The sequence below is a fragment of the Kribbella sp. HUAS MG21 genome (assembly GCF_040254265.1).
GTDB lineage: Bacteria > Actinomycetota > Actinomycetes > Propionibacteriales > Kribbellaceae > Kribbella.
In genome coordinates, this window is the sequence record NZ_CP158165.1 from 1334362 (window position 1) to 1358936 (window position 24575).

The following is a 24575-nucleotide window of genomic DNA, read 5'->3' on the forward strand; positions in this document are numbered from 1 at the left end:
ATGGACACGTCACACGCCGTAGACCTTGTCAGGACGAGTGGGGCCGGGCGAGGATGGGCCAACTCCCCCGCCCGGGGGAACCTTTACTCGGATCGTCCGGCACGTTCCTGCCGGTGAAGGGAAAGAACAGTCATGGCTACTGTGTCGTTCAAGGCGGCAACCCGGGTCTACCCCGGTTCGGACACCCCCGCCGTCGACAAGCTCAACCTCGAGATCGAGGACGGCGAGTTCATGGTGCTCGTCGGCCCGTCGGGTTGCGGTAAGTCCACCTCGCTCCGGATGCTCGCCGGCCTCGAAGAGGTCAACGAGGGCTCCATCTACATCGGCGACCGCGACGTCACGCACCGTCCGCCGAAGGAGCGGGACATCGCGATGGTGTTCCAGAACTACGCGCTCTACCCGCACATGTCGGTCGCGGACAACATGGGCTTCGCGCTGAAGATGCAGGGTGTCTCCAAGGAGGACCGGGCGAAGCGGGTCGGCGAGGCCGCCAAGCTGCTCGGCCTGGAGGAGTACCTGGACCGCAAGCCGAAGGCCCTGTCCGGTGGTCAGCGCCAGCGCGTCGCCATGGGCCGCGCGATCGTGCGTAACCCGCAGGTCTTCCTGATGGACGAGCCGCTGTCGAACCTCGACGCCAAGCTGCGTGTCCAGACCCGTACCCAGATCGCCGAGCTGCAGCAGCGCCTCGGCGTCACCACCGTCTACGTCACCCACGACCAGGTCGAGGCCATGACGATGGGCGACCGGGTCGCGGTGCTCAAGGACGGTCTGCTCCAGCAGGTCGACACCCCGCTGAACCTGTACGACAACCCGAAGAACAAGTTCGTCGCGGGCTTCATCGGCTCGCCGGCGATGAACCTGCTGACCGCCGACATCGCCGAGGGCGGTGCCAAGGTCGGCGACTACGTGATCCCGATCCAGCGCGACGTGCTCGCCAAGGCCGGCAGCGACAAGACCCTGACCGTGGGCGTTCGCCCGGAGGCCTTCAAGGTCGCCGACGAGGGCCTGCCGGTGAAGGTCGCCGTGGTCGAGGAGCTCGGCGCCGACGCGTACCTGTACGGCACCGCGGAGCACAACAACGAGCACCAGCAGATCGTGGCCCGCATCGACGCCCGGATGCCGGTCGAGAAGGGCTCGACGATCCGCCTGGCGGCGGTGCCGGACAAGCTGCACCTGTTCTCGACCTCCACCGAGGAGCGGCTCACCGCCTGATCCTCGGCAGTAGCTGTCCTACCGGCCCCGGGTGGTTCGTCCATCCGGGGCCGGTCGCTTCTCGAGCCGCTGCGCCGGGTCCATGTTGGTCTGCTTCAGCAGGTAGTGCGGACGCTGCTTCGTCTCGTAGTAGATCCGTCCGATGTACTCGCCGATCACGCCGAGCATCACCAGCTGCAGCCCGCCGAGCCCGATGATCGCGGCGATCAGCGTGACGTACCCCGGCATCTCGACACCCTGCACGATCGCGGCGACGATCACCCAGACGGCGTACCCGGCCGCGACCGCGGTGAGCAGCAGGCCGACGTAGATCGCCAGCCGCAGCGGCTTGTTGTTGAACGACAGCAGCCCGTCGAACCCGTACTCCAGCAGCCGCCGGAACGTCCACCGGCTCTTCCGGTCCGGCGCCGACTTCACGTTCTCGTACTCGAACAGGATCGACTCGAACCCGATCCAGGCGAACAGCCCCTTCGAGAACCGGTTGTACTCGTTCAGCTCGAGCAGCCCGTCGACCGCGCGCCGGGACAGCAGCCGGAAGTCGCCGACCCCGTCCATCAGTTCGACGTCGGCCCACTTGTTGATCAGCCAGTAGTACGCCCGCGCGAACAGCGTCCGGGTCGCCGGGTCGCCGGTCCGGGTCCGGCGCGCGATCACCTGGTCGAAGCCTCGCTCGTACTCCGCCAGCATCCGCCCGATCAGCTCCGGCGGGTGCTGCAGGTCGGCGTCCATGATCACCACGGCGTCGCCGGTCGCGTACCGCAGGCCGGCCAGCATGGCGGCCTCCTTGCCGAAGTTCCGGCTGAACGACAGATAGCGCACCGATTCGTCGGTGGCGGCCAACCCGATCAGCGCGTCGAGCGTCCCATCAGAGCTACCGTCGTCGACGTACACGATCTCGTAAGGTTGCCCGATCGTGCCGAGTTGCTGACCGAGGGCCTGATGGAACCGCGAGATCACCTCGACCTCGTTGTAACACGGCACCACCAGACTCAACCGCATCGTCGTCCTCCTCCGCCGCGTACGTCGGACCTCAGGCGATTCTTGTCCAGACCAGAACTACCCGCTAACTTTGGCGGCCGAACGACCGGAACGAAGGGGCGGCCAGTGATGTCCGAGGAGGGTGTCGAGCCGGGGTCTGCCCGGCGGCGTTCGGCCGTGCTGCCGGCCGGCGTCGCCGCTGTCGTGGTGGCGGCGGTGTTCGTCGCCTCCGGAGTCATCCGCGGTACCTATCCCTTCGGTTCACTGTCCCGCAGTACCAACGATCTTGGCACGCAGTACATCCCGTTCTACGCCCACCTGTGGGACATCCTGCACGGCCGGGCCCAGGGCGACCTGCTGTTCAACTGGCAGAGCGCGTTCGGCGTCGGCTTCCTCGCCGACCTCGGGGTCGACCTCGGCAGCCCGTTGTCGCTGCTGGTCGGCCTGTTCCCCCGCGACCAGATCGACCTCGCCGTCTTCGTCATCACCACTCTCAAGCTGAGTCTCGCCGCCGCCGCGATGGCGGCCGCACTACTCACGATGCGTCCGGGCCCCCGATGGGTTGCGGCGATCCTGGGAGTTTCGTACGGCGTCTGCGGCTGGGCGCTCGACGACGGATCCTACGTGCCGATGTGGCTCGACGGGCTGATCGCCCTGCCGATGTTCTTCCTGGTCGCCGAGTGGTCACTGCGCCGGACCAACCGGCTGCTGAGTGTGCTGGTGGTCGCCGTCTTCTGGCTGTCCAACTTCTACACCGCCTACATGGCAACGTTCGCGGGTGGGCTCTACCTGCTGGCGCGGCTGCTGACCAGCGACCTCAGCTGGTCGCTGCGCCTCCGGTCGGTCGTGCGGCACGGCGTCTCGTTCGTGCTCGGCATGGCCCTGGTCGCGCCCATCCTGCTACCGATCGTCACCGCGAACGACGCCGCAACGCCGTCCCCGTCCGGGATCTTCCACGCCTCGGCGGTCGACGTGTTCCTGTCCCGGCTGCTGCCGCTGTCCGAGGGCGTCGGCCGGACTGCCAGCCTGTACGTCGGCACGATCGCGCTGCTGCTCGCGCTGACGCTGCCGTTCAACAAGTTCGTCCCGTGGCTGACCCGGGGTGTCTGGGTGCTCACGATCGTCGGCGTCGCGTTCTCGATGCGCTGGGCCCCGACGCAGGAGCTGTGGCACGGGTTCGACACCCCGAACGGCAGCCAGTACCGGCAGGCGTTCGTGCTCTGCGGGCTGATCGTCGCGGCCGCGTGGGTCTCAGTCGGGCACAAGTTGCCCGGGCCGGTCGCGTTGCTCGGCGGGGCCGTGCTGCTGGCGTTGATCGCCGTACTCTCCGACGGCAGTCCGCTGCTGACGGAGCACTGGCTGGTCGTGCTGATCGTGTCCGGAGCGTTCACTCTGGTTGCGCTCGGCACCATTTGGCTGCTGCGCCGGACCCCGCGGACCCGTCGGCTGCGGTGGCCGGTCGCCGCTGCGTTCGCCGTACTGCTGGTGGTCGTGGCCGTGGAGACCACGTGGACCGCGGTGGTCACGGACGAGCAGCGCGCGAAGATCCTCAGCGCTTCGAACGCGCCCTGGGACGACAAGCAGACCGCGCGGTACGACGCGTTGCGGGAGGCCGGCGGCTGGCCGGAGTACCGGACGGAGCCGGGCACCACGGTGACGCCGAACGACCCGATCCTGCTCGGCGGGCAGGGCGCCGGCCTGTACAGCAGCCTGCTGCCGCACTCGGTGAACCAGATGATGACCAGCCTCGGCTTCGGCTGGTCCGGGTACGGGCGCGCGGCGCGTTCGCTGCCCAACCCGGTGACCGACGCGATCTTCTCGGTCGGCGCCCGGATGCGGCTACTGGAGGACGGGGCTCCGGAGATCAACCGGTCCGCCGCGCCGCCGCTCGTCACGGTACGGCGGCGGCTCGGGAACGCGGTCCCCGAGGACGTCAACGCTCCGAACGCGTACGCCGTCCAGGAGCGGCTGCTCGGGTCGACGGTGTACGAGGTTCCGGAGTACAAGGGCACCCGGTTCGCGACCGGCGAGGTGAAGCTGGTCGCTGCGTGCAAGCCCGGTACGTCGGCGTTCCTGTACATGCCTAGGGTCGGCGGCCGGGCGCGGCTCGGCGACGGGCCGTGGTACGAGCTGAGCTCGACGCGCCGGCCGGGGATCAACACCAGCAGCCCGATGATCGGGTTGGGCACAGTGCCGGCGACCGGGATCGTGCTGATCGAGGTCCGGTTCGGCGCCGCCCCGCAGGGCATCCCGGCGCGCCACGCCATCGGCTGCCTCGACCACCAGGCGCTGAGCACCGCCGTACGCCGGTTGCGGGCCAGCGGCGCGACGGACGTGGAGGCCGGCGGTCACTCGATCAGCGCCACGTTGCCGGCCGGCAGCAAGGGCTACGCCGTGGTCGCCGTACCGAAGATCAGCGGCTGGACCTGCTCGGTCGGCGGCGGCAAGGCCGTGGTCCCGCGGGACTACGGCGGCCTGATGGCCGTGCCGCTGACCGGTACGGCGGACCGGGTCGACTGTACGTTCGTGCCGCCGGGACTGCTCCGCGGGCTGGCGATCGGCGCGGCCGCCGCCGTGGTCACGCTCGGGATCGTGGGGATCGGCGCGATCCGGCGACGGCGTACCACCGGTTTACGGTCTAGTTGATGTCGCGGCGGTGGAAGACCCAGCCGCCGATCAGTACCGCCGCCACGGTGAGGATCGCCAGGTACCAGGCGCCGTGCTCGAACGACAGCGTCTTTTCCACGTAATCACACGAATAGCTGCCGTCGCTGCCGGTCTTGCAGTCGTTGAGGTAGTACTTCGTGTCGTGCCGGACGAAGGCGTTGAAGTTGAGCCGCACCAGCCACGGCTGCGCCTTCTCCAGGAAGGACGCGAACACTCCTTCGGCGAGTACGACGTACGCCATCACGACGCCGATCGCGGCGGCGGTGTGCCGGAACAGCAGGCCGATGACGCAGCCCAGTACGGCGGCCAGCGCGGTCGTGACCACAGCACGGCCGCCGATCGCGGCCAGGTCGGCCCACACCTTCGTGGTCGCGTTCGCGGTGTCGCCCAACCGGTCGACGATCAGGAAGGTGCCGAACAGCACGATCGCCAGCACCACCGCGGCGATCGGCACGAGCCCGGTCGCGGCCGCGAGCAGCTTGCTGCCGTACACCCGGAGCCGGCGCGGCTCGAACGTCAACCAGTTGCCGATGGCACCGGAACTGAACTCGGCGCCGAGGAAACTGGCTCCGATCAGGAACGCCGCGAAGGCCAGGAAGTACGACGTACCCTGCAGCAGCTCGGGGGTGATCTCGCTGAACACGGTCTGCGGCTTGCCGAAGTCCTCGAGCTTGGGCTCGGGGTAGGTACACATCTCCTCGAGCTTGGGTTTCGGGTCGGGCTGCCGCTGCCAGTCGGCCTCGCACAGCCTCAGGTTCTCGGCCGCGTTCGTTTTCCAGTCGCGGTGGGCCAGCTCGTACTGCCGCTGGGCCTCCCGCTGCGCCTCCGCGGACAGCGGGCGGGCGTCGACCCAGGTGGCGACGAGCAACAGCCCGGTGATCAGGAACAGGCCGACGATGCCGATCGCCGTCAGCCGGCGCGCGGTCAGCCGGCGGAGCTCGACCTTGGTGAGCCGGATCATGCCAGTCCCTCGCCTTCGGTGAGCTCGAGGAACACCGACTCCAGGTCGGCGCGGACGGGGACGAGCTCGGACACGTACAGCTCCTGGTGGGCGAGGCGGCGGGTCACGTCGGCCGGATCCGTTGCGCCCTCGACGAGCAGGTAGTTGCCGTCGGCACGCACCGTCATCCCGGCTGCGGTGAGCACGCGGATCGCGGCCTCGTGCCGGTCCGTGGTGTTTCCCAGGGCGAGCTTGACCGCGGCCGCCGTACCGCCGCCGATCACGTCGGCGACCGTGCCGGAGGCGAGCAGCCGGCCGTGGCCGATGATCGACACGGTGTCCGCGACCTGCTCGACCTCGGCCAGGATGTGGCTGCTGACGAGCACCGTCTTGCCCTGGGCGCCGAGGCCGCGCATGGTCTCGCGGATCTCCCGGATCCCCGCCGGGTCGAGGCCGTTGGTGGGCTCGTCGAAGATCAGCAGGTCCGGGTCCTTGAGCAGCGTCGCCGCGATCGCCAGCCGCTGCTTCATGCCCAGCGAGTACGACCGGAAGCGGTCCTTGCCGCGCTCGCCGAGCGAGGTCTGCTCGAGTACTTCGCCCACGCGGGCCCGGGGCGCGCCGATCGCCTCGGCGAGCAGCTCGAGGTTCTTCCGCCCGGTGAACGCCGGGAAGAACTTCGGCGACTCGACGATCGCCCCGATCCGCCCGACCACCTCCGGCAACCGCGCCGGCACCGGCCGGCCGAACACCGTCATCGTCCCCGCGTCGGCCCGCACCAGCCCGAGCAGCATCCGGATCGAGGTCGTCTTCCCGGACCCGTTCGGCCCGAGAAACCCGTGCACACCCCCGGCCGGCACCTCCAGATCCAGCCCCCGCACCGCCACCACCGTGCGCCCCCGCCGGGTCCGATAGGTCTTGCGCAACCCCCGCGTACTGACGGCCACGTCGGACATCCACACCCCTCTCGTCAGACGACAGACGCACAGCGTGACAGGTTTGTTCACCTCCCGCACACGCGAGCTTGTCAGCCCACGCGTGCTCCGCAGGCGCTTGGTTCGTCGCTACGCTCCTCACCGCGCCTGCTACGCGCGCTCCCACCCACCCGCCGGCTGCCGCCGGCATCGCCCGGCTAGCGCCGGGGTGGCGAGCTAGCGCTCGCAGCGACTGCTTAGTGCACGCACTCGTCGAGCTGGACGTACTGCCTGGTGCATGATCGGCCTCACACTTGCGGGAGATCGCCACGCAACCGAGCGCTGCAGGAGCGATTCGGCATCCCCACAAGCGAGCTGCGAGGGGCTGCGTCAGGCATGCACTGCGTCTGCCCTGGGAGCGCGAGTACGGGTTGGGGTTCCGCTGCTGACTCATCGGTGGCGCCAGCCCGTGTCCATGGCGCTGCTGTACACCCGGACGAAGGAGGAAGCTCCAACTTGGCTCCAGCGGAACCGGGATGCGCTCGTTACCACCACCACTGTCAGTGCCGTGTTTCGGCATCCTCATCGGCCGGGCTTCGCGACCGGTGTGTGGTCGTGCCCTCCGCCTGCCCTGACAAGAACATGCCAGCGGGATCGACCAGGTCACCCGGCAGGCAGGGTTCAAGGCCAGGGCCCAGTAGACGAGAGGCGCCCGCTGATCTGAGCCCGCTCCGGTTGGGCATCCTGAGCGGGCCATCCGCATGCACGTCTCGCCACGCGTATTTCCAGGTAGTACGTGCACCAAGCAGTCGCTGCGAGCGGCAGCTCGCCACCCCGGCGCTAGCCGGGCAAATGCCGGCGGCAGCCGGCGGGTGGGTGGGAGCGCGCGTAGCAGGCGCGGTGAGGAGCGTAGCGACGAACCAAGCGCCTGCGGAGCACGCGTGGGGGCCGACCACTTCACCCCGTATCGCGCTCAGCGCGTTGTTTCGTACCTGGCCATGGTTACGCCGTTGGGGAACGTCCGGGTCTCGATCAGGTTGAGGTTCACCCAGTTATCCAGGGTGGTGAAGAACGGGGTGCCGCCGCCTACCAATACCGGGTGGGTGACGACTTCGTACTCGTCGATCAGGCCGGCTCGCAGAGCCGCGCCGGCGAGGGTGGCGCCGCCGACTCTCATGGGGGCGCCGTCGGCGGCCTTGAGGCGGGTGATCTCCGGTACGGCGTCACCGGTGACCAGGCGGGTGTTCCAGTCGACCTTGTCGATCGTCGAGGAGAACACCACCTTCGGCGTGTCCCGCCAGTTCCGGGCGAACTCGATCTGCGCCGGAGTCGCGTCGGGCTGCTGGTCGCCGGTCGGCCAGTGGGAACTCATCGTCTCCCACAGCTTGCGCCCGTACAGGAACAGCCCGATCGACAGCTCCCGTTCGAGCCACCACTGGAACGACTCGTCACTCGACCTGCCCCAGCCGAGGTCGTCGCCCGGCGCGGCGATGTAGCCGTCCAGGCTCAGGTTCATGCCGTAGATCAGTTTCCGCATGCCACGCCTCTCCATCAGTGCCGGCGACCCTTCTTCGAGCTGCCCGTCACCCCTACTACGAACAGATCAGTCCGCATCCGACAAAGTCACTCACACAAATTCTCACCAGGCGCACCGCAGCACGTTCGGCAGATACCGCCGCCGCACCCGCCTCGGTGTACCGAGGAAAGGTTGGAGGTGGTGAGTCGGATCAAGGTGGCGTACCGGGAGTTGTAATCAGGGTGAGTGTGCTGGGGGGGGTGAGGTGGTAGCCCCACGCACGCTACGCAGGCGCTGGTTCGTCGCTACGCTCCTCACCGCGCCCGCTCCGCGCGCTCCCACCCACCGGCTACCGCCGGCAGCGACCACTTTGGTGCACGCACCAGGCGGGAGTCGGCGTGGTGAGTTGGTGCATGTGGAAGACCCCGCATGTGCGAGGCGATGGCGACGACGGCCGGGCATCAGGACACCGACAACGATGGCCGGGCAGGCTCCCGATCCAAGGCGAACTGGGTTCGCAGGTCAGCACGGAGTTGTCGACGACGGGTGAAGACTGACCCTCTCGCGACGGTTGAAAGTGAACCCCGTGCGTGACCCTGTGAAGGGTGATGACAGTGGAGGACTGGGCTGAGATCCGTCGGTTGTACAGGTCGGAGGGCAAGGCGATCAAGGCGATCGCGCGTGAGCTGGGGATCTCGCGGAATGCTGTTCGTCGTGCGCTGGCGCGAGACACGGCGCCGAAGTATGTCCGGGTCTCGAGGGGTTCGAGGGTTGATGGGGTCGAACCTCAGATCAGGCAGTTGTTGAAGGAGACCCCGACGATGCCGGCCACGGTGATCGCGGAGCGGATCGGCTGGCAGCATGGGTTGACGGTGCTCAAGGATCGGGTCCGGGTGCTGCGGCCGTACTATCTGCCGTCGGATCCGGCGTCCCGGACGGAATATGACGCGGGGCATCGGGTGCAGTGCGATCTGTGGTTCCCGCCGGCCCGGGTGCCGCTGGGAGCTGGCCAAGCAGGATCACCGCCGGTGCTGGTGATGACGTCTGGCTACTCGCGGATGCGGTGGGCGTTGATGATCGCGTCGCGGCAGGCACCGGACCTGATCGCGGGGCACTGGCAGCTGCTGCAGAATATCGGCGCGGTGCCGCGCGAGCTGGTCTGGGACAACGAGTCCGCGGTGGGGTGTTGGCGGCGCGGCAAGCCGACACTGACGGACGAGTTCGAAACGTTCCGCGGCAGCCTGGGCATCGGGGTGCATCTGTGTCGGCCCCGCGACCCGGAGGCCAAGGGGCTGGTTGAGCGGAACAACGGCTACTTCGAGACCTCGTTCCTGCCCGGGCGGACGTTCATCGGGCACCGCGACTTCAACGCCCAGCTGACCGACTGGCTGGTGCTGGCCAACGCCCGGCACTCACGGCGGATCGGCTGCGCGCCGACGGCACGGTGGGCCACTGACCGGGCGGCGATGCTGGCGATGCCGCCGACGGCTCCGTCGATCGGATGGTCGGCCCGGGTCCGGCTGCCGCGGGACTACTACGTGCGGATCGCGTCCAACGACTATTCCGTCGATCCCGTCGTGGTCGGCCGGTTCGTCGACGTCAACGCGGACCTCACCACGGTCACCATCACCTGCAGCGGCACGGTCGTGGGCAGGCACCAGCGGTGCTGGGCCAGGCACCAGACCATCACCGACCCTGCCCATCGAGAGACCGCGAAGCGTCTTGCCCACTACGCCGCAGCGGGCAGAGACCACGCCACCAGCCGAGCGACCGGGGCTGAGGTCGTGGTGGAACGCCGAGACTTGTCGGTCTACGACACCGTGTTCGGCCTGACCCACCCGGCCGGGCAGGCCGGGCACGCCGGGCAGGCCGGGGATCGCGCCGGCGGAGAGGTGGCGTGATGGCAACCCGCGCGAGCTCGCCCGGCAAGCCCGGCACGGTCGTCAAGACCGAACGAGACCTGAGTGGTGAACTGGCGTTCCTGACCAGGGCGTTGAAGGCACCAACCCTGCGCGAAGCCGTCCCACGACTGGCCGAACGAGCCAGGGCCGAGTCATGGACGCATGAGGAGTTCCTGGCCGCATGTCTGCAACGCGAAGTCTCAGCCCGTGAGTCCCACGGCGGCGAGGGCCGGATCCGGGCCGCTAGATTCCCCGCCCGCAAGAGCCTCGAGGAGTTCGACTTCGACCACGCCCGCGGACTCAAACGCGACGTCATCGCCCACCTCGGCACACTCGACTTCATCGCCGGCAAGGAGAACGTGGTGTTCCTCGGACCACCCGGCACCGGCAAGACTCACCTCGCCACCGGCATCGCCATCCGCGCCTGCCAAGCCGGCCACCGCGTCCTGTTCGCCACCGCCGCCGAATGGGTCGACCGGCTCGCCGAAACCCACACCGCGGGCCGGCTCCAAGACGAACTCCGCCGCCTAGGCCGCTACCCACTACTCGTCATCGACGAAGTCGGCTACATCCCCTTCGAACACGAAGCCGCGAACCTCTTCTTCCAACTCGTCTCGTCACGCTACGAACGAGCATCCCTGATCGTGACCAGCAACAAAGAGTTCGGCCGCTGGGGCGAAGTCTTCGGAGACGACACCGTCGCCGCCGCCATGATCGACCGGCTCGTCCACCACGCCGACGTCATCGCCCTCAAAGGCGACTCCTACCGCCTCAAGAACCACAACCTCGGCCGGATCCCCACACCGACCGACGACCAACCATGACAACCAGCAAGGGGGTTCACTTTCAACCGCCGCAAAGGGGTCCGTTTTCAACCGTCGTTGACAGGAGTTCTGAGTCGGCTTCGGCGGAGAGTGTGCTGTTGTGGTTCAGGACGTCCCGGACAGGTGTCTCACGACATGCCGGAATGATGTCTTCGGAGACCCCGGACTCAGTTGTCGCTGGGCGTGGGTGTGCGGGCATGTCACTTGCCCCGTTTGCTATCCAAATCCGGCGCAGAGCACGTGAGCAGGCACCACTCTCCACGCCCGCCTCGGCGTAGTGCGTGCACCAAGTAGTCGATGCGAGCGGCAGCTCGCCACCCCGGCGCTAGCCGGGCGACGCCGGCGGCAGTCGGCGGGTGGGTGGGAGCGCGCGTAGCAGGCGCGGTGAGGAGCGTAGCGACGAACCAAGCGTCTGCGCAGCACGCGTGGGGCTGACTACCCTCTCTCCAGCACATACCCCCGGCAGGTACTTGCGTTTGATACCCCGAGGGGGTACCTTCGTGGGCGTGGAGATACCCCGGAGGGGTAGTTGGCGAGAGGGAAGGGCCGCGAGATGAGCACCGACGAGGCACACGTGCACGGTTACACCGCCGAGAAGAGCAGTCACCTGAAGCGGCTGCGGCGGATCGAGGGGCAGGTTCGCGGCCTGCAGCGGATGGTCGAGGAGGACAAGTACTGCATCGACATCCTGACCCAGGTGTCGGCGGCCACCAAGGCGCTGCAGTCCTTCTCGCTGGAGCTGCTCGAGGAGCACCTCTCGCACTGCGTGGTCGAGGCCGCGCAGAAGGGCGGCCCGGAGGCGGACGAGAAGGTCCGCGAGGCCTCCGACGCGATCGCCCGGCTCGTCCGCAGCTGACCTCAGCCAACCGTGGCTGACCGCAACTGACCGCAACTGACCGCAGCTGACCGCAGCCGACCGTGGCCGACCAGCTGACCAGCCGCTGAAGATCTCCCGACAAACAACCCGTTTCACGAGCAAGGAGCAGCGCTATGAGCACCACGACCACCTACTCCGTCACCGGCATGACCTGCGGGCACTGCACGTCGGCCGTCACCGAGGAGATCAGCAAGCTCGTCGGTGTCCAGGACGTGAAGATCGATCTCGTCGCGGGTGGCACCTCCGCGGTGCACGTGACGAGTGAGTCCGCTCTCGACGAGGCCGCCGTGCGCGAGGCCGTCGACGAGGCGGGCTACGAACTGGCGGCGTCGTGAGCCGGGCCGCCGCGCTCCGGCTCGGCGCGTTCGCCGGTGCGCTCGCAATCGCCTTCGGGGCGGCGTTCGGCATCGGTTCCGCGGTCGACCCGATCGCGGCGGCCGACGACACCTCCGCGGCCCCTGCCCACGGAGAGGAGATGGGTGAGATGGAGCAGACCTCGGGTCACGGCGGACACGAGTCCGCCGGGCAGCTGCCCGGGCTGGCGGTGTCCGACGCCGGCTACACGCTGGCACCGGCGAAGACGTTCTTCACCGCCGGTGAGCAGACCCAACTACGTTTCACGATCCAAGGACCGGACGGCAAGCCGGTCACGAAGTACACGAAGACCCACGAGAAGGACCTGCACCTGATCGTGGTCCGGCGGGACCTGTCCGGCTTCCGCCACGTGCACCCGACGATGGCGGCGGACGGGACGTGGAGCATCCCGTTCACGTTCACCGCCGGCGGGACCTGGCGGATGTACGCCGACTTCCAGCCGGCCGGCCACGACGGCACGCTGACCCTCGGCACCGACGTCAACGCCACCGGGCTGTACGTCCCGGTGCCGGTGAACGATCCGGCCGCGGTGAACAGCGTCGACGGGTACGACGTGACGCTCGCCGGCACGCCCGTCGCGGGCAAGGAGACCGAGCTGACGTTCACGGTCAACCGGGGCGGCAAGCCCGTCACCGACCTGCAGCCGTACCTGGGCGCCTTCGGGCACCTGGTCTCGCTGCGCGGCGGGGACCTGGCCTACCTGCACAACCACCCGGCCGAGGACGCGAAGCCGGGAACCAAGGGCGGACCGTCGATCACGTTCGCGACGACCTTCCCGACCGCGGGCACGTACAGCCTGTTCCTGGACTTCCAGCACGCCGGCAAGGTCCGGACCGCGGAGTTCACCGTGAAGGTCGGCGCGACCGGCACCACGATCGCCCCGCCGAGCACGGAGCCGTCCACAGAACCCAGCGCCGTACCGTCCGCACCGATCACTACCAAGACCCCAGGGCACGCCGAGACGCCCCACGGCCACTGAGAGGAGGCACTTCCCATGACCAGCACCGAGCCCGGTCAGTCCGTCGAACTCATCATCGGTGGCATGACGTGCGCCTCCTGCGCCGCCCGGGTGGAGAAGAAGCTGAACCGGATGGAGGGCGTCACCGCGACCGTCAACTACGCCACCGAGAAGGCGAAGGTGACGTACGCCGACGGCATCTCCACCGACGACCTCGTCGCCACCGTCGAGAAGACCGGCTACACGGCGAGCCTGCCGACGCCGGCCGTCGACACGACCACCACCGCCGACGAGCCTGACGAGCTCAAGCCGCTCCGCGAGCGGCTGATCGCGAGCATCGTGCTCGCGGTCCCGGTGATCGCGTTCGGGATGATCCCGGCGCTGCAGTTCGAGTTCTGGCAGTGGGCGTCGCTGGCGCTGGCGTTCCCGGTGGTGACGTGGGCGGCCTGGCCGTTCCACAAGGCCGCCTGGACCAACCTGCGGCACGGCGCCGCCACGATGGACACGCTGATCTCGCTGGGCGTGGTGAGCGCGTTCTTCTGGTCGCTGTACGCGCTGTTCCTCGGCGGCGCCGGTGAGCCCGGGATGAAGATGCCGTTCACGCTGATCCCCTCGCGGGGCGGCGGCGCGGAGGAGATCTACCTCGAGGTCGCGGCCGGCGTGACCACGTTCATCCTGGCCGGCCGGTACTTCGAGGCGCGCGCCAAGCGCCGCTCGGGGGCCGCGTTGCGCGCCCTGCTGGAGCTGGGCGCGAAGGATGTCGCGGTACTGCGGGACGGGACCGAGACCCGGGTCCCGGCCGACCAGCTGGTCGTGGGTGACGAGTTCGTCGTCCGGCCGGGCGAGAAGATCGCCACCGACGGCGTGATCGTGACCGGGAGCAGCGCGGTCGACGCCTCGATGCTGACCGGTGAGTCGGTGCCGGTCGAGGTCGGCGAGGGCGACGCGGTCGTCGGTGCGACCGTCAACGCCGGCGGCCGGCTGGTGGTGCGGGCGACCCGGGTCGGCGCGGACACGCAGCTGGCGCAGATGGCGCGGCTGGTCGAGGACGCGCAGAACGGGAAGGCCGCGGTCCAGCGGCTGGCCGACAGGGTGTCGGGGATCTTCGTGCCGATCGTGATCGGCCTGGCGCTCGCGACGCTCGGCTTCTGGCTGGGCAACGGGTCGCCGGTGGAGATCGCGTTCACCGCCGCGGTCGCGGTGCTGATCATCGCCTGCCCGTGTGCATTGGGGCTGGCCACACCGACCGCGCTGATGGTCGGCACCGGGCGCGGCGCGCAGCTGGGCATCCTGATCAAGGGCCCGGAGGTGCTGGAGTCCACGCGGCGGGTCGACACCGTCGTCCTGGACAAGACCGGCACCGTCACCACCGGCCGCATGGAGCTGGTCGACGTACTGCTGGCACCCGGTCAGGACCGGTCCGAGGTACTGCGGTTGGCCGGGGCGCTCGAGCACTCGAGCGAGCACCCGATCGCGCAGGCCGTCGCCCGGGCCGCGGCTGCCGAGGGCAAGCTCCCGGACGTCGAGGACTTCGGGAACGTCGAGGGCCTCGGGGTCCAGGGCATCGTCGACGGGCACGCGGTTCTCGTCGGACGGACGCGGCTGCTGGAGGAGTGGAGCCAGTACCTGCCGGACGAGCTCGCGCACGCCAAGGAGCACGCCGAGGCCGAGGGCAGTACGGCGGTCGCGGTCGGCTGGGACGGTCAGGCCCGCGCGGTGCTGGTCGTCGCGGACACCGTGAAACCGACGTCGGTGCAGGCGATCAAGGACCTGCGGGCGCTGGGCCTGCGGCCGGTGCTGCTGACCGGCGACAACGAGGCCGTGGCGACCAAGGTGGCCGCCGAGGTCGGGATCGACGAGGTGATCGCCGAGGTGCTGCCGGCCGGCAAGGTCGACGCGATCAAGAAGCTGCAGGACGAGGGCCGCGTGGTCGCGATGGTCGGTGACGGCGTCAACGACGCGGCCGCCCTCGCCCAGGCCGATCTCGGCCTGAGCATGGGCACCGGCACCGACGTGGCGATCGAGGCGAGCGACCTGACGCTGGTCCGCGGTGACCTGCGCGCGGCCGCCGACGCCATCCGGCTCGCCCGCAGGACGCTGCGGACGATCAAGGGCAACCTGTTCTGGGCCTTCGCCTACAACGTGGCCGCCCTGCCGCTGGCCGCCGCCGGGCTGCTGAACCCGATGCTCGCCGGCGCGGCGATGGCCTTCAGCTCGGTCTTCGTGGTGTCGAACAGCCTGCGGTTGCGGCGCTTCAAGCCCCTCACCTGACACTCCACAAGTGGTCGTACGGCATCATCTTCTGATGTTGCCGTACGACCACTTTCCATATTGTGGCAATACGGCAACTTTTGCTAACGTGGTCGTACGGTCACATTTGGTCGGAGGGCGAGCCGTATGGAGCTACATACCGTGCAGGACGTGGGCGCGACGGTGCGTGATGCCCGCGTCCGGCAAGGACTGACCCAGGCCGAGCTCGCCAGGCGCGCAGGCGTTTCCCGCGAGTGGCTCGTGCGACTCGAGCGAGGGGCGCCGCGGCTGGAGTTGCAGTTGGTCCTGGACACACTCGCCGCAGTCGGTCTGACCTTGACCGCCGCCGCGAGCCACCTCGAGGACACGCAGCACAAAGCACGTTGGAACGACGTGCTGTCCGAGCTGACCGGCCCGCAGGCCGGATCCGTCGATCACCAGGACGAGGAACCGCCCAGCGATGGCTGAAGACCGACTCGTCATCTACCTCGACGGCATCCGAACCGGCCTCCTGCACCAGACCCCGCAAGGTCAGTACTCGTTCGAGTACGACGACGACTACCGCACGGACCCAACGACGACTCCGTTGTCCCTGTCCATGCCGAAGGCAACGAGACGCCACCTGAACAAACCCGTGCGGGCGTTCATCTCCGGACTCCTTCCGGACAGTGCAGCGGCGTTGCAGCGCATCGGCCGCAAGTACGATGTCTCGCCGAACAATCCCTTCGCACTCCTGCGGCACATCGGCCGGGACGCCGCCGGCGCGGTTCAGATCCTTCCGGAGGACATCGCCTCGACCGACGCCGCCAACCGCCAGGGTGACGTCGACTGGCTCACCGAGGACGACCTGAACCAGACGCTGTCGGAGCTCGCGCAGAGTCCGGACAGCTGGGATCCAGGGCGAAACGGGGGACGGTGGAGTCTGGCCGGTGCGCAGAGCAAGATCGCTCTGTTCCGGTCGACGGACGGTCGGTGGGGAATCCCTCGCGACTCGACGCCGACGACCCACATCCTCAAGCCCTCCATGCCGAACTACAAGGCACACCATCTCAACGAACATCTCTGCCTGCGAGCGGCGCAGCTGTGCGGGCTGCCCGCGGCCGCGACCGAACTGCTGGCCGACGACCGCTTCGAAGTTCTCATCTCCCGTCGCTACGACCGGATCAACGACTCCGGACGCTGGATCCGGCTTCATCAGGAAGACATGTGCCAGGCGCTGTCCGTACCTCCGATCAAGAAGTACCAGGACGACGGCGGCCCTGGAGTACAGCAGCTCGGTGAACTGCTGACCCGGGCGAGCCTCGGCGCATCGCGGCGAGACAACCTCCGGAGGATGTTCGACTACATCGTGTTCAACGCAGCCATCGGGGCAACCGATGCGCACGCGAAGAACTACTCGATCCTTCTCGGCCCCCGCGACATCCAGCTGGCACCTCTCTACGACGTCGCCACCATGCTGCCGTACGACCAGGGGCGCAACCTCAAGTCCGCGATGAAGCTCGGCAGCACGTGGCAGATGACCACCGTCACCGATGACGATTGGATCATCACCGGTCGCCGGCTCGGTCTGAGCGCAGCGGAGTCCCTGGAGAGAACGAAGGCCGTCAAGGAGATCATCCCAGCCGCTTTCCAGCAGGCGGCCACGGAGGCGAGCGTTCCGGAGCCCTTGCGGCGCCGCGCGAGCTGGATCGCGGAACTCGTTGTCGCTCACCTCGACGGCCGTCGCGACCACTGGGGAAGGCTGGATGTCTCTCCCCTCCCGAAGGGATGAGTCGCCTGGTCACCTGATCCACGCGGTCGCGTCACTCGGGAGCCTGTCGCCGTCGAGGGGGATGCTGCTCAGCAGCACCTCCTCGTGCGGCGGCAGGCTCACTGCGTTGGCGGACAGGTTGGTGACGCAGGTCAGGTTCTCGCGCCGGAAGGCCAGTACGTCGGGGTCGGCGTCGAGCCAGGTGAGTCCACCGTCCCCCAGCAACTCCCTGCGCAGCTTCAATCCGGAGCGGTAGAGCGTCAGCATCGAGCTCTGGTCGTCGTACTGGGATTCGACCGTCAGGTTCTTCCAGTCGCGCGGCTGCGGTAGCCACGGCGTACCGGCGCCGAAGCCGAACGGAGGCTCCTTGCCGGACCACGGTAGGGGCACTCGGCAACCGTCCCGGCCGCGGTCGGCGCCTTGCGAGCGGGTGAAGATCGGGTCCTGGAGGACTTCGTCGGGCAGGTCCTCGACCTCGGGGAGACCGAGTTCCTCGCCTTGATAGACGTAGAGGCCGCCGGGGAGGGCCATCGCCAGCAGGGCGGCTGCGCGGGCGCGGCGTTCGCCGAGGACCAGGTCGGTGCGCATGCCGTGCTTGCGGTCCTGGTGCGAGAACGACGTGTCGGGCCGGCCGTACTTCGTCACCGGACGCGTCACGTCGTGGTTGGAGAGGACCCAGGTGGGCGGGGCGCCGATCGGGACGTGCGTGGACAGCGTGAGGTCGATGGACGCCTTGAGCTCCGCCGCCTCCCAGGGGCGGGACAGGAAGTCGAAGTTGAACGCGGTGTGCAGCTCGTCCGGGCGCAGGTACAGCGCGAACCGCTCCTGGTCCGGCATCCACATCTCGCCGACGAAGAACCGGTCGTCGTACGTGTCGGCGATCCGCCGCCAACCGCGGTACACCTCGTGCACCTCGTCGTGGTCGGTGTACGACTCCGCCTCGCTGTCGAGGTCCTTGAACAGTACGGCGGCACTGTCGATGCGGATCCCGTCCACACCGCGCTCCAGCCAGAACCGGAGGATGTCGTGAAACTCCTCGACCACCTCCGGGTTGCGCCAGTTGAAGTCGGGCTGCTCCGGGGCGAACAGGTGCAGGTACCACTCGCCGTCCGCGACCTGCGTCCAGGCGGGGCCGTTGAAGATCGACTGCCAGTCGTTGGGCGGGCCGTCACCGCGGCCGGCGCGGAACACGAACCGCTCGCGCTCGGGTGAACCGGGTCCGGCGCGCAGCGCCTCGACGAACCAGTCCTGTTGGTCGGACCCATGGTTCGGCACGATGTCGATGATCGTCCGGATGCCCAGCGCGTGCGCCTCGGCGATGTACGCCTCGGCTTCGGCGAGCGTCCCGAACGCCGGCTCGATCGCCCGGTAGTCCGCGACGTCGTACCCACCGTCGGCCATCGGCGACGGGTACCACGGGTTCAACCAGATCGCGTCGATCCCGAGCTCCGCCAGATACGGCAACCTCGCCCGCAACCCGGCCAGATCCCCGATCCCGTCGCCGTTGCCGTCGGCGAAGCTACGCAGGTAGACCTGGTAGATCGCAGCACCGCGCCACCACTCGTCGGCCATCAAATCTCCTTAACCTTTCAAGCTTCCGGCGGTGAGGCCGGCCATGATGCTGCGCTGGAATACGAAGAACACCAGGATCGTGGGCAGGCTGGCGATGACCAGGGAGGCGATCAGGACGTTCTGGGGCAGTTGGGCGGACAGGGACGCGATGCCGACGCTGATCGACATCTTGCTGGTTTCCGGGAGGACCAGGAGGGGCCAGACGAAGTCCTTCCAGACCGTCACGACGGACAGGATCGACACCACGCCGATGATCGGCCGGGACACCGGCAGCACGATCGACCAGAGGATCCGCAGCGGTGTCGCGCCGTCGATCTCCGCGGCCTCGAGCAGTTCCTTCGGGATCGAGTCGAAGAACCGCTTCAGCAGGAACACGAAGAAGCCGTTTGCGGCCGCCGGCAACCAGATCGCCCACGGAGTGTTCAGCAGGTCGAGGTGCAGGATCGGCAGGTCCTTCGCCACCAGGTACGTCGGCAGCAGCAGCACCATCGGCGGGATCATCAAGGTCGCCAGCATCGCGCCCAGCACCAGCTTCCCGAGCATCGGCCGCAGCTTCGACAGCGCGTACGCCGCCGAGACATCGACCGCAAGCGTGAACAACCACGCGCCACCGGCGTACAGCGCGGTGTTCTTCAGGAACACCCCGAGCTGCAACTGCTCCCACGCGTCCGCGTACACCTGCAGGTCAAACGTTTTCGGAAAGAAGCTCGGCGGGATCTGCGCGAGCTCGTCCGGTGACTTCAGCGCGCCGGTCACCATCCAGTACAGCGGGAACACGAACGCGCCGGTGAACCCGACGACCGTGACCGTCAGCACCGTCCAGTAGACGAAGCGCCCACGCGGACTGCGCAGCGCTTGGGGGGACACCAGGGTTCTCATCGCTCGGCCTCCCGGGACACCCGCAGGTAGATCGCGGAGAACACCATCAGCACGATCATCAGCATCAGCCCGAGCGCGGATCCGCCGCCGAAGTCGCCGAAGTTGAACGCGTACTGGTACATCAGGTAGGCGACCGTCACGGTCGCGTTCTCCGGGCCGCCACCGGTCAACAGGTACGGCTCGATGAACACCTGCATGGTCGCGACGATTTGCAGCAGCAGCATCACCAGCAGGATCAGCTTGGTCTGCGGGATCGTCACATGCCGGACCCGCTTGAACAGCCCGGCGCCGTCGAGCTCCGCGGACTCGTACAGCTCACCCGGGATGCTCTGCAGCGCGGCGAGGTAGATCAGCGTGCCGGTCCCGAGGTTCATCCACGTCGACACGATCACCAGGCTGACGAGCGCCGTACTCGTCGAGTCCAGCCAGCTGAGCGGCGGCAGGTGGACGGCGTCCAGCGCCTGGTTGAAGAGCCCCGCGCCCGGGTCGTAGAACCACTTGAACAGCAGCACCGCGACCGCCGGCGGCAGCATCACCGGCAGGTAGACGACGAACCGCAGGTACGCCTTCGCGTGCTTCAACTCGTTGAGTACGACGGCCAGGACGAACGGCACGGCGTACCCGATCACCAGCGCCAGCCCGCTGAACACCGCCGTGTTCAGCCACGCAGCCGCGAACGCCGGGTCCGCGATCACGGTCCGGAAGTTGTCGAACCCGACCCAGCGTCCGGGGTCGACGAAGTTGTTCTGCTGGAAGCTCAGCACGATCTCCCGGACCATCGGGTACCAGGAGAACAGCGCGAAGCAGATCAGCGCGCCGCAGAGGAAGCCGTACGCCGTCAGGTTGCGGCCCACGGCCCGCCGCCGCGCGTCGCGCCTGCGGGGGGATCGCCGGTCCGTCGTCCCCAGCGGCTGGGGACGACGGACCCGCTCCTCGGTCACGGTCATTACGTGTTCTTCGCCAGGATCTTGTTGGCCTTGGACTCCGCGTCGGCGAGCAGCTTGTCGATGTCGGCGTCCTTGCGGGTCAGGACGGCGGACATCGCGACGTCGAGGACGGCGTACAGCTCCTGGGCCTTCGGCGGCTCGAGCTTGTTCGTGATGCTGCCCTGCGCCTCGACGTACGGCGTGAAGTTGTCGACCGGCACGGTGGCGTGCTGCTTGCGCAGCGCGTTGATCTCGTTGCCCGGGGCACTGTTCCCGTACAGGTCCGGGATCGGCAGGCCGACCGGACGGCCCTGCGCCTTCGCGCGCTGGTAGTTGAACTGCCCCTGGCCCGGCGTCAGCTCGTGGAACTCCAGCCACAGCAGGCCGGCCTTGATCTTCTCCGGCGACGCCTTCGGGTTGAACATGTACCCGTCGCCGCCGCTCAGCGACGACTTGCCCTCCGACTCCGGTACGGCGGCCACGCCGTAGTCCTCGAACTTGCCCTTGAAGTCGTTGTTCACCGACTGCACGACGTCCGGCGCGCCGATCATCATGCCGAGCTTGCCGCCGCCCATCATGCGCATCAGGTCCTCCCACTGGAGCAGCTGCTTGCTGCCCATCGAGTTGTCCTCCCAGCGCATCTTCTGCAGGGTCTCCAGGACCGCCTTGCCCTCCGGGCTGTTGAAGGCCGCGGTCTTGCCGTCCTCGCTGGTCATCGACCCGCCGCGCGCGTAGAGCTCCGCCGCGAAGTGCCAGCCGCCGGTGTTGCCGGCCGAGTACTCACCGAACCCGACATACCCCGGACCGAGCGCGGCGATCTTCTTCGCGGCCGCGCGCACCTCGTCCCAGGTCTTCGGCGGGTTGGCCGGGTCCAGTCCGGCCTGGGTGAACAGCTTGCGGTTGTAGACCAGGCCCATGTTGTAGTTGTTCCGCGGCAGACCGTAGGTCTTGTCGCCGTCCTTGAAGACGCTCATCACGTCCTGGCGCAGGTCCTTCACCTTGCCGACGCTGCCGACGTACTGGCTGATGTCGGCGGCCTGCTTCTTCTCGATGATCTTCCGGACGTCGGTGTAGTAGACGTAGAAGACGTCCTCCTGCGTCCCGCCGGCCAGCTTGGCCTGGAACGTGTCCGGGTTGATGCAGGGGAACGCGTCCTTGCCCTCGACCGTGATGTTCGGGTGCGCCTGCTGGAACGCGGTGACGTCCGCGTCCCAGGCCTCGCGCTCCTTCGGGTTGCTCTTCGGCGGCTGACAGCCGACCGTGATCGTCACCTTGCCGTCGGTCTCCCCCGCCGACTTCTGGTCATCCGATCCGCAGGACGCGGCCACCAGCCCGAGTCCCGTCACCAGCAGCAGGCTGAGCCCGCGGCGCCTTCTGGTCATCTCCACCCTCTCCCTTGACTGGTGCCGACACCGTAGGGAACTGGACGCCAGGAACGCAATACTTCGATCTGAGATTGCAAAAACGTGACTTCCTGTGGGAGATTGCTCGCCAGAGGGCAAACGACAGCAGCCGCCGACCTGTCGGTCAGCGGCTGCCAGGTGCTGTGTCGGGCTAGATGCGCGCCCGCGCGGTCGACGCGCGGACGACGAGCTCAGGCTCGAACAGCAGCTCGTCGGCCGGTACGACGGCGCGCTCGATCAGCGCGACCAGCATGTCGACGGCGGCCCGGCCCATCGCGTCGATCGGCTGCCGGACCGTGGTCAGCGGCGGGTCGGTGCAGTTCATCATCGCGGAGTCGTCGTACCCGATCACCGACACCTCGTCGGGCACGCTCAGGCCGGCCCGGCGGACCGCGCGGATCGCCCCGAGCGCGAGGATGTCGCTGGCGCAGACGATGCCGGTGACGCCGGCGTTCACCAGTTTGGTCGCCGCCGCGTGGCCGCCCTCGAGCGAGAACATCGTGTGCTCGACCAGCTGCGGGTCGGCCTCCTCCGCGGCCAGGAAGGCGTCCAGCTTCCGCCGCGACGGGATGTGGTCGCGCGGGCCGAGCACCATGCCGATCCGCCGGTGACCGAGCGCGCGCAGGTGCCCGATCGCCATCTCGGCCGCGACATGGTCGTCGGACGAGACCTGCGGGAACCCGAGGTGGTCGACCGCCGCGTTGACCAGTACGGTCGGCAGCTTGCGCTCCTGGATGAGCTCGTAGTGCTGGTGCGGTGCGTCCGCCTGGGCGTAGAACCCGCCGGCGAACACGACCCCCGACACCTGCTGCTGGAGGAGCAGGTCCACGTAGTCGGCCTCGGACACGCCGCCGACCGTCCGGGTGCAGAGCAAGGACGTGAAACCTTGCTGCGCCAGCGCGCCGCCGACGACCTCGGCGAACGCGGGGAAGATCGGGTTCTGCAACTCCGGCAGCACCAGGCCGACCAGCCGGGCGCGGTCGCCGCGCAGCTGCGTGGGCCGCTCGTACCCGAGCACGTCGAGCGCGGTGAGCACGGCCTCCCGGGTGGCTTCGGACACTCCGGGCTTCCCGTTCAGGACGCGGCTGACCGTGGCCTCGCTGACCCCGACCTTCCGGGCCACCTCTGCAAGTCGTCGTGTCATGACGCAAACCCTACGCCTTCCAACGCAAGAACTTGCAAGGACTTGCGTACACCGTTTCGCGGGCCGGATCTGCTCCCTGAGAGATCAGGATGCTGACAGACTGGTCTCCGTGCCCCGATTCGTCGCCACCCGCCCGGACACCGGTCTGCTGTCGCTCCCCTGGGACGTCCCGCTGGAGGACTGGCCGGAGGACCAGCTCGTCGCGCTGCCCCGCGGTATCTCCCGGCACGTGGTCCGGTTCGTCCGGGTCAACGGCAGCGTGTACGCGATCAAGGAGGTCCTCGAGCACCTGGCGATGCACGAGTACCGCCTGCTCCGCGACCTCGAACGGCTGGAGGCGCCGTCGGTCGAACCGGTCGGCGTGATCACCGACCGGGTGGACCGCAACGGCGAGCCGATCGACTCGATCCTGATCACCCGGCACCTGCAGTTCTCGCTGCCGTACCGCGCGCTGTTCTCCAGCACGCTGCGCCCGGACACCGTCAACCGGCTGATCGACGCGCTGGTCGCGCTGATCGTCCGGCTGCACCTGAACGGCTTCTTCTGGGGCGACTGCTCGCTGTCCAACACCTTGTTCCGCCGCGACGCCGGTGCGTTCGCGGCGTACCTCGTGGACGCCGAGACCGGCGAGCTGCACCAGGACATCTCCGACGGCCAGCGGGCGCACGACCTCTATACCGCCGAGATCAACCTGTTCGGCGAGCTGCTCGACCTGCAGGAGGGCGGGCTGCTCGACGAGGACATCGACCCACAGGAGACCGTCGAGTCGATCCAGAAGCGGTACGAGGCGCTCTGGGCCGAGCTGACCGCGCCGGAGGAGTTCGCGACCGACGAGATGCACCGGCTGGATTCCCGGATCCGGCGGCTGAACGAGCTCGGCTTCGACGTCGCCGAGATCGACATCATCACCGACTGGGACGGCAGCCAGGTCCGCATCCAGCCGAAGGTCGTCGACGCCGGGCACCACTCGCGGCGGCTGCTCCGGCTCACCGGCCTGGACGTCGAGGAGAACCAGGCGCGCCGGCTGCTCAACGACCTGGACTCGTTCGCGGCCGCGACCGACCAACAGAACGAGGACGAGGAGATCGTCGCCCACCAGTGGCTGACCGAGGTGTTCGAGCCGGTCGTCCGGTCGGTGCCGCGCAACCTGCGGCGCAAGCTCGAGCCCGCCGAGGTCTTCCACGAGGTGCTCGAGCACCGCTGGTTCCTTTCCGAGCAGGCAGGCCATGAGGTGGACACCATGGAGGCGGCCCGCTCGTACGTGAACGACGTCCTCGCCGCGAAGCCGGACGAGAAGCTGGCGCTGCCGACGCCGACGCTTCCCGAGCCGGACTAGCGCGCCGTGTAGACGCGGATGTAGTCGACGTCGAACGAGTTCGGGAACGGGGTGGTCGCGTCCGGCGGCCAAAGCCGGTGGTCGGCGCGAGCCCGGTCGACCAGTCCGGCGGCGGCCAGCGCCGCCGCGCGTCGTCGTACCGTCATCTCGTACCTC

21 protein-coding genes are annotated in these 24575 nt (G+C 68.4%); 11 read left to right on the forward strand and 10 right to left on the reverse strand.

The genetic code is table 11. The features are described from left to right. Positions 1 to 132 precede the first annotated feature (132 nt). A complete protein-coding gene (gene ugpC / locus ABN611_RS06470) occupies positions 133 to 1212 on the forward strand; it encodes a sn-glycerol-3-phosphate ABC transporter ATP-binding protein UgpC (RefSeq protein WP_350278867.1) in 1080 nt (359 codons plus the stop codon). Positions 1213 to 1230: 18 nt separating this feature from the next. On the opposite strand, the gene ABN611_RS06475 is transcribed toward ugpC, so the two are convergent. After that, on the reverse strand, positions 1231 to 2211 hold the full coding sequence (locus ABN611_RS06475) for a glycosyltransferase family 2 protein (protein ID WP_350278868.1): 981 nt from the start codon (positions 2209 to 2211) through the stop codon (positions 1231 to 1233). Between the two features lie 108 nt (positions 2212 to 2319). Between ABN611_RS06475 and ABN611_RS06480 the strand changes: the two genes are divergently transcribed. Next, the gene (locus ABN611_RS06480) at positions 2320 to 4836 is read left to right on the forward strand and encodes a YfhO family protein (protein ID WP_350278869.1); all 2517 of its coding nucleotides are present in this window, start codon (positions 2320 to 2322) and stop codon (positions 4834 to 4836) included. Here the strand turns inward: ABN611_RS06480 and ABN611_RS06485 are convergent. The 3 genes from ABN611_RS06485 to ABN611_RS06495 all read right to left on the reverse strand — a co-directional run bounded on the left by ABN611_RS06485 (position 4829) and on the right by ABN611_RS06495 (position 8245). Further along, entirely contained in the window at positions 4829 to 5818 is a 990-nt protein-coding gene (locus ABN611_RS06485) for an ABC transporter permease (RefSeq protein WP_350278870.1), read from the reverse strand. The genes ABN611_RS06480 and ABN611_RS06485 overlap by 8 nt on opposite strands. Then, positions 5815 to 6750: an ATP-binding cassette domain-containing protein gene (locus tag ABN611_RS06490; RefSeq protein WP_350278871.1), complete on the reverse strand. Its 936-nt coding sequence runs from the start codon at positions 6748 to 6750 to the stop codon at positions 5815 to 5817. Before ABN611_RS06490 ends, ABN611_RS06485 begins: the two co-directional genes overlap by 4 nt. A 931-nt stretch (positions 6751 to 7681) precedes the next feature. After that, entirely contained in the window at positions 7682 to 8245 is a 564-nt protein-coding gene (locus ABN611_RS06495; protein ID WP_350278872.1) for a dihydrofolate reductase family protein, read from the reverse strand. Between the two features lie 584 nt (positions 8246 to 8829). Here ABN611_RS06495 and istA point away from each other — a divergent pair. The 8 genes from istA to ABN611_RS06535 all read left to right on the forward strand — a co-directional run bounded on the left by istA (position 8830) and on the right by ABN611_RS06535 (position 17180). After that, on the forward strand, positions 8830 to 10125 hold the full coding sequence (gene istA, locus ABN611_RS06500; protein ID WP_350277642.1) for an IS21 family transposase: 1296 nt from the start codon (positions 8830 to 8832) through the stop codon (positions 10123 to 10125). Then, on the forward strand, positions 10125 to 10949 hold the full coding sequence (gene istB / locus ABN611_RS06505) for an IS21-like element helper ATPase IstB (protein WP_167206450.1): 825 nt from the start codon (positions 10125 to 10127) through the stop codon (positions 10947 to 10949). The genes istA and istB overlap by 1 nt, the downstream gene beginning before the upstream one ends. A gap of 574 nt (positions 10950 to 11523) precedes the next feature. Further along, positions 11524 to 11805: a metal-sensitive transcriptional regulator gene (locus tag ABN611_RS06510; protein WP_337759824.1), complete on the forward strand. Its 282-nt coding sequence runs from the start codon at positions 11524 to 11526 to the stop codon at positions 11803 to 11805. Between the two features lie 134 nt (positions 11806 to 11939). After that, the gene (locus ABN611_RS06515; protein WP_350278873.1) at positions 11940 to 12161 is read left to right on the forward strand and encodes a heavy-metal-associated domain-containing protein; all 222 of its coding nucleotides are present in this window, start codon (positions 11940 to 11942) and stop codon (positions 12159 to 12161) included. Continuing rightward, on the forward strand, positions 12158 to 13180 hold the full coding sequence (locus tag ABN611_RS06520) for a hypothetical protein (protein ID WP_350278874.1): 1023 nt from the start codon (positions 12158 to 12160) through the stop codon (positions 13178 to 13180). The genes ABN611_RS06515 and ABN611_RS06520 overlap by 4 nt, the downstream gene beginning before the upstream one ends. A gap of 15 nt (positions 13181 to 13195) precedes the next feature. Then, a complete protein-coding gene (locus ABN611_RS06525; protein ID WP_350278875.1) occupies positions 13196 to 15430 on the forward strand; it encodes a heavy metal translocating P-type ATPase in 2235 nt (744 codons plus the stop codon). A gap of 150 nt (positions 15431 to 15580) precedes the next feature. After that, positions 15581 to 15877 carry a helix-turn-helix domain-containing protein gene (locus ABN611_RS06530; RefSeq protein ID WP_350278876.1) on the forward strand — a complete coding sequence of 99 codons (297 nt, stop codon included), beginning with the start codon at positions 15581 to 15583 and terminating at the stop codon, positions 15875 to 15877. Further along, positions 15870 to 17180 (forward strand): type II toxin-antitoxin system HipA family toxin, encoded by a 1311-nt coding sequence (locus ABN611_RS06535; protein WP_350278877.1) that lies wholly within the window; start codon positions 15870 to 15872, stop codon positions 17178 to 17180. Before ABN611_RS06530 ends, ABN611_RS06535 begins: the two co-directional genes overlap by 8 nt. A 9-nt stretch (positions 17181 to 17189) precedes the next feature. Here the strand turns inward: ABN611_RS06535 and ABN611_RS06540 are convergent, their stop codons facing one another. From ABN611_RS06540 to ABN611_RS06560, 5 genes are all read right to left on the reverse strand, one after another. Continuing rightward, on the reverse strand, positions 17190 to 18731 hold the full coding sequence (locus ABN611_RS06540) for an alpha-amylase family glycosyl hydrolase (RefSeq protein WP_350278878.1): 1542 nt from the start codon (positions 18729 to 18731) through the stop codon (positions 17190 to 17192). 9 nt (positions 18732 to 18740) lie between these two features. Next, positions 18741 to 19610 (reverse strand): carbohydrate ABC transporter permease, encoded by an 870-nt coding sequence (locus ABN611_RS06545; protein WP_350278879.1) that lies wholly within the window; start codon positions 19608 to 19610, stop codon positions 18741 to 18743. Next, positions 19607 to 20557, reverse strand: coding sequence for a sugar ABC transporter permease (locus ABN611_RS06550; protein ID WP_350278880.1), 951 nt, complete (start codon positions 20555 to 20557; stop codon positions 19607 to 19609). Before ABN611_RS06550 ends, ABN611_RS06545 begins: the two co-directional genes overlap by 4 nt. Then, a complete protein-coding gene (locus tag ABN611_RS06555; protein ID WP_350278881.1) occupies positions 20557 to 21918 on the reverse strand; it encodes an extracellular solute-binding protein in 1362 nt (453 codons plus the stop codon). The genes ABN611_RS06550 and ABN611_RS06555 overlap by 1 nt, the downstream gene beginning before the upstream one ends. A 172-nt stretch (positions 21919 to 22090) precedes the next feature. Continuing rightward, positions 22091 to 23083, reverse strand: coding sequence for a LacI family DNA-binding transcriptional regulator (locus ABN611_RS06560; protein WP_350278882.1), 993 nt, complete (start codon positions 23081 to 23083; stop codon positions 22091 to 22093). A gap of 109 nt (positions 23084 to 23192) precedes the next feature. Here ABN611_RS06560 and ABN611_RS06565 point away from each other — a divergent pair, with 109 nt between their 5' ends. Continuing rightward, positions 23193 to 24419 carry a DUF4032 domain-containing protein gene (locus ABN611_RS06565; protein WP_350278883.1) on the forward strand — a complete coding sequence of 409 codons (1227 nt, stop codon included), beginning with the start codon at positions 23193 to 23195 and terminating at the stop codon, positions 24417 to 24419. Here ABN611_RS06565 and ABN611_RS06570 read toward each other — a convergent pair. After that, entirely contained in the window at positions 24416 to 24565 is a 150-nt protein-coding gene (locus ABN611_RS06570) for a hypothetical protein (protein WP_350278884.1), read from the reverse strand. The two genes, ABN611_RS06565 and ABN611_RS06570, sit on opposite strands and share 4 nt — an antisense overlap. Between the last annotated feature and the right edge of the window lie 10 nt (positions 24566 to 24575).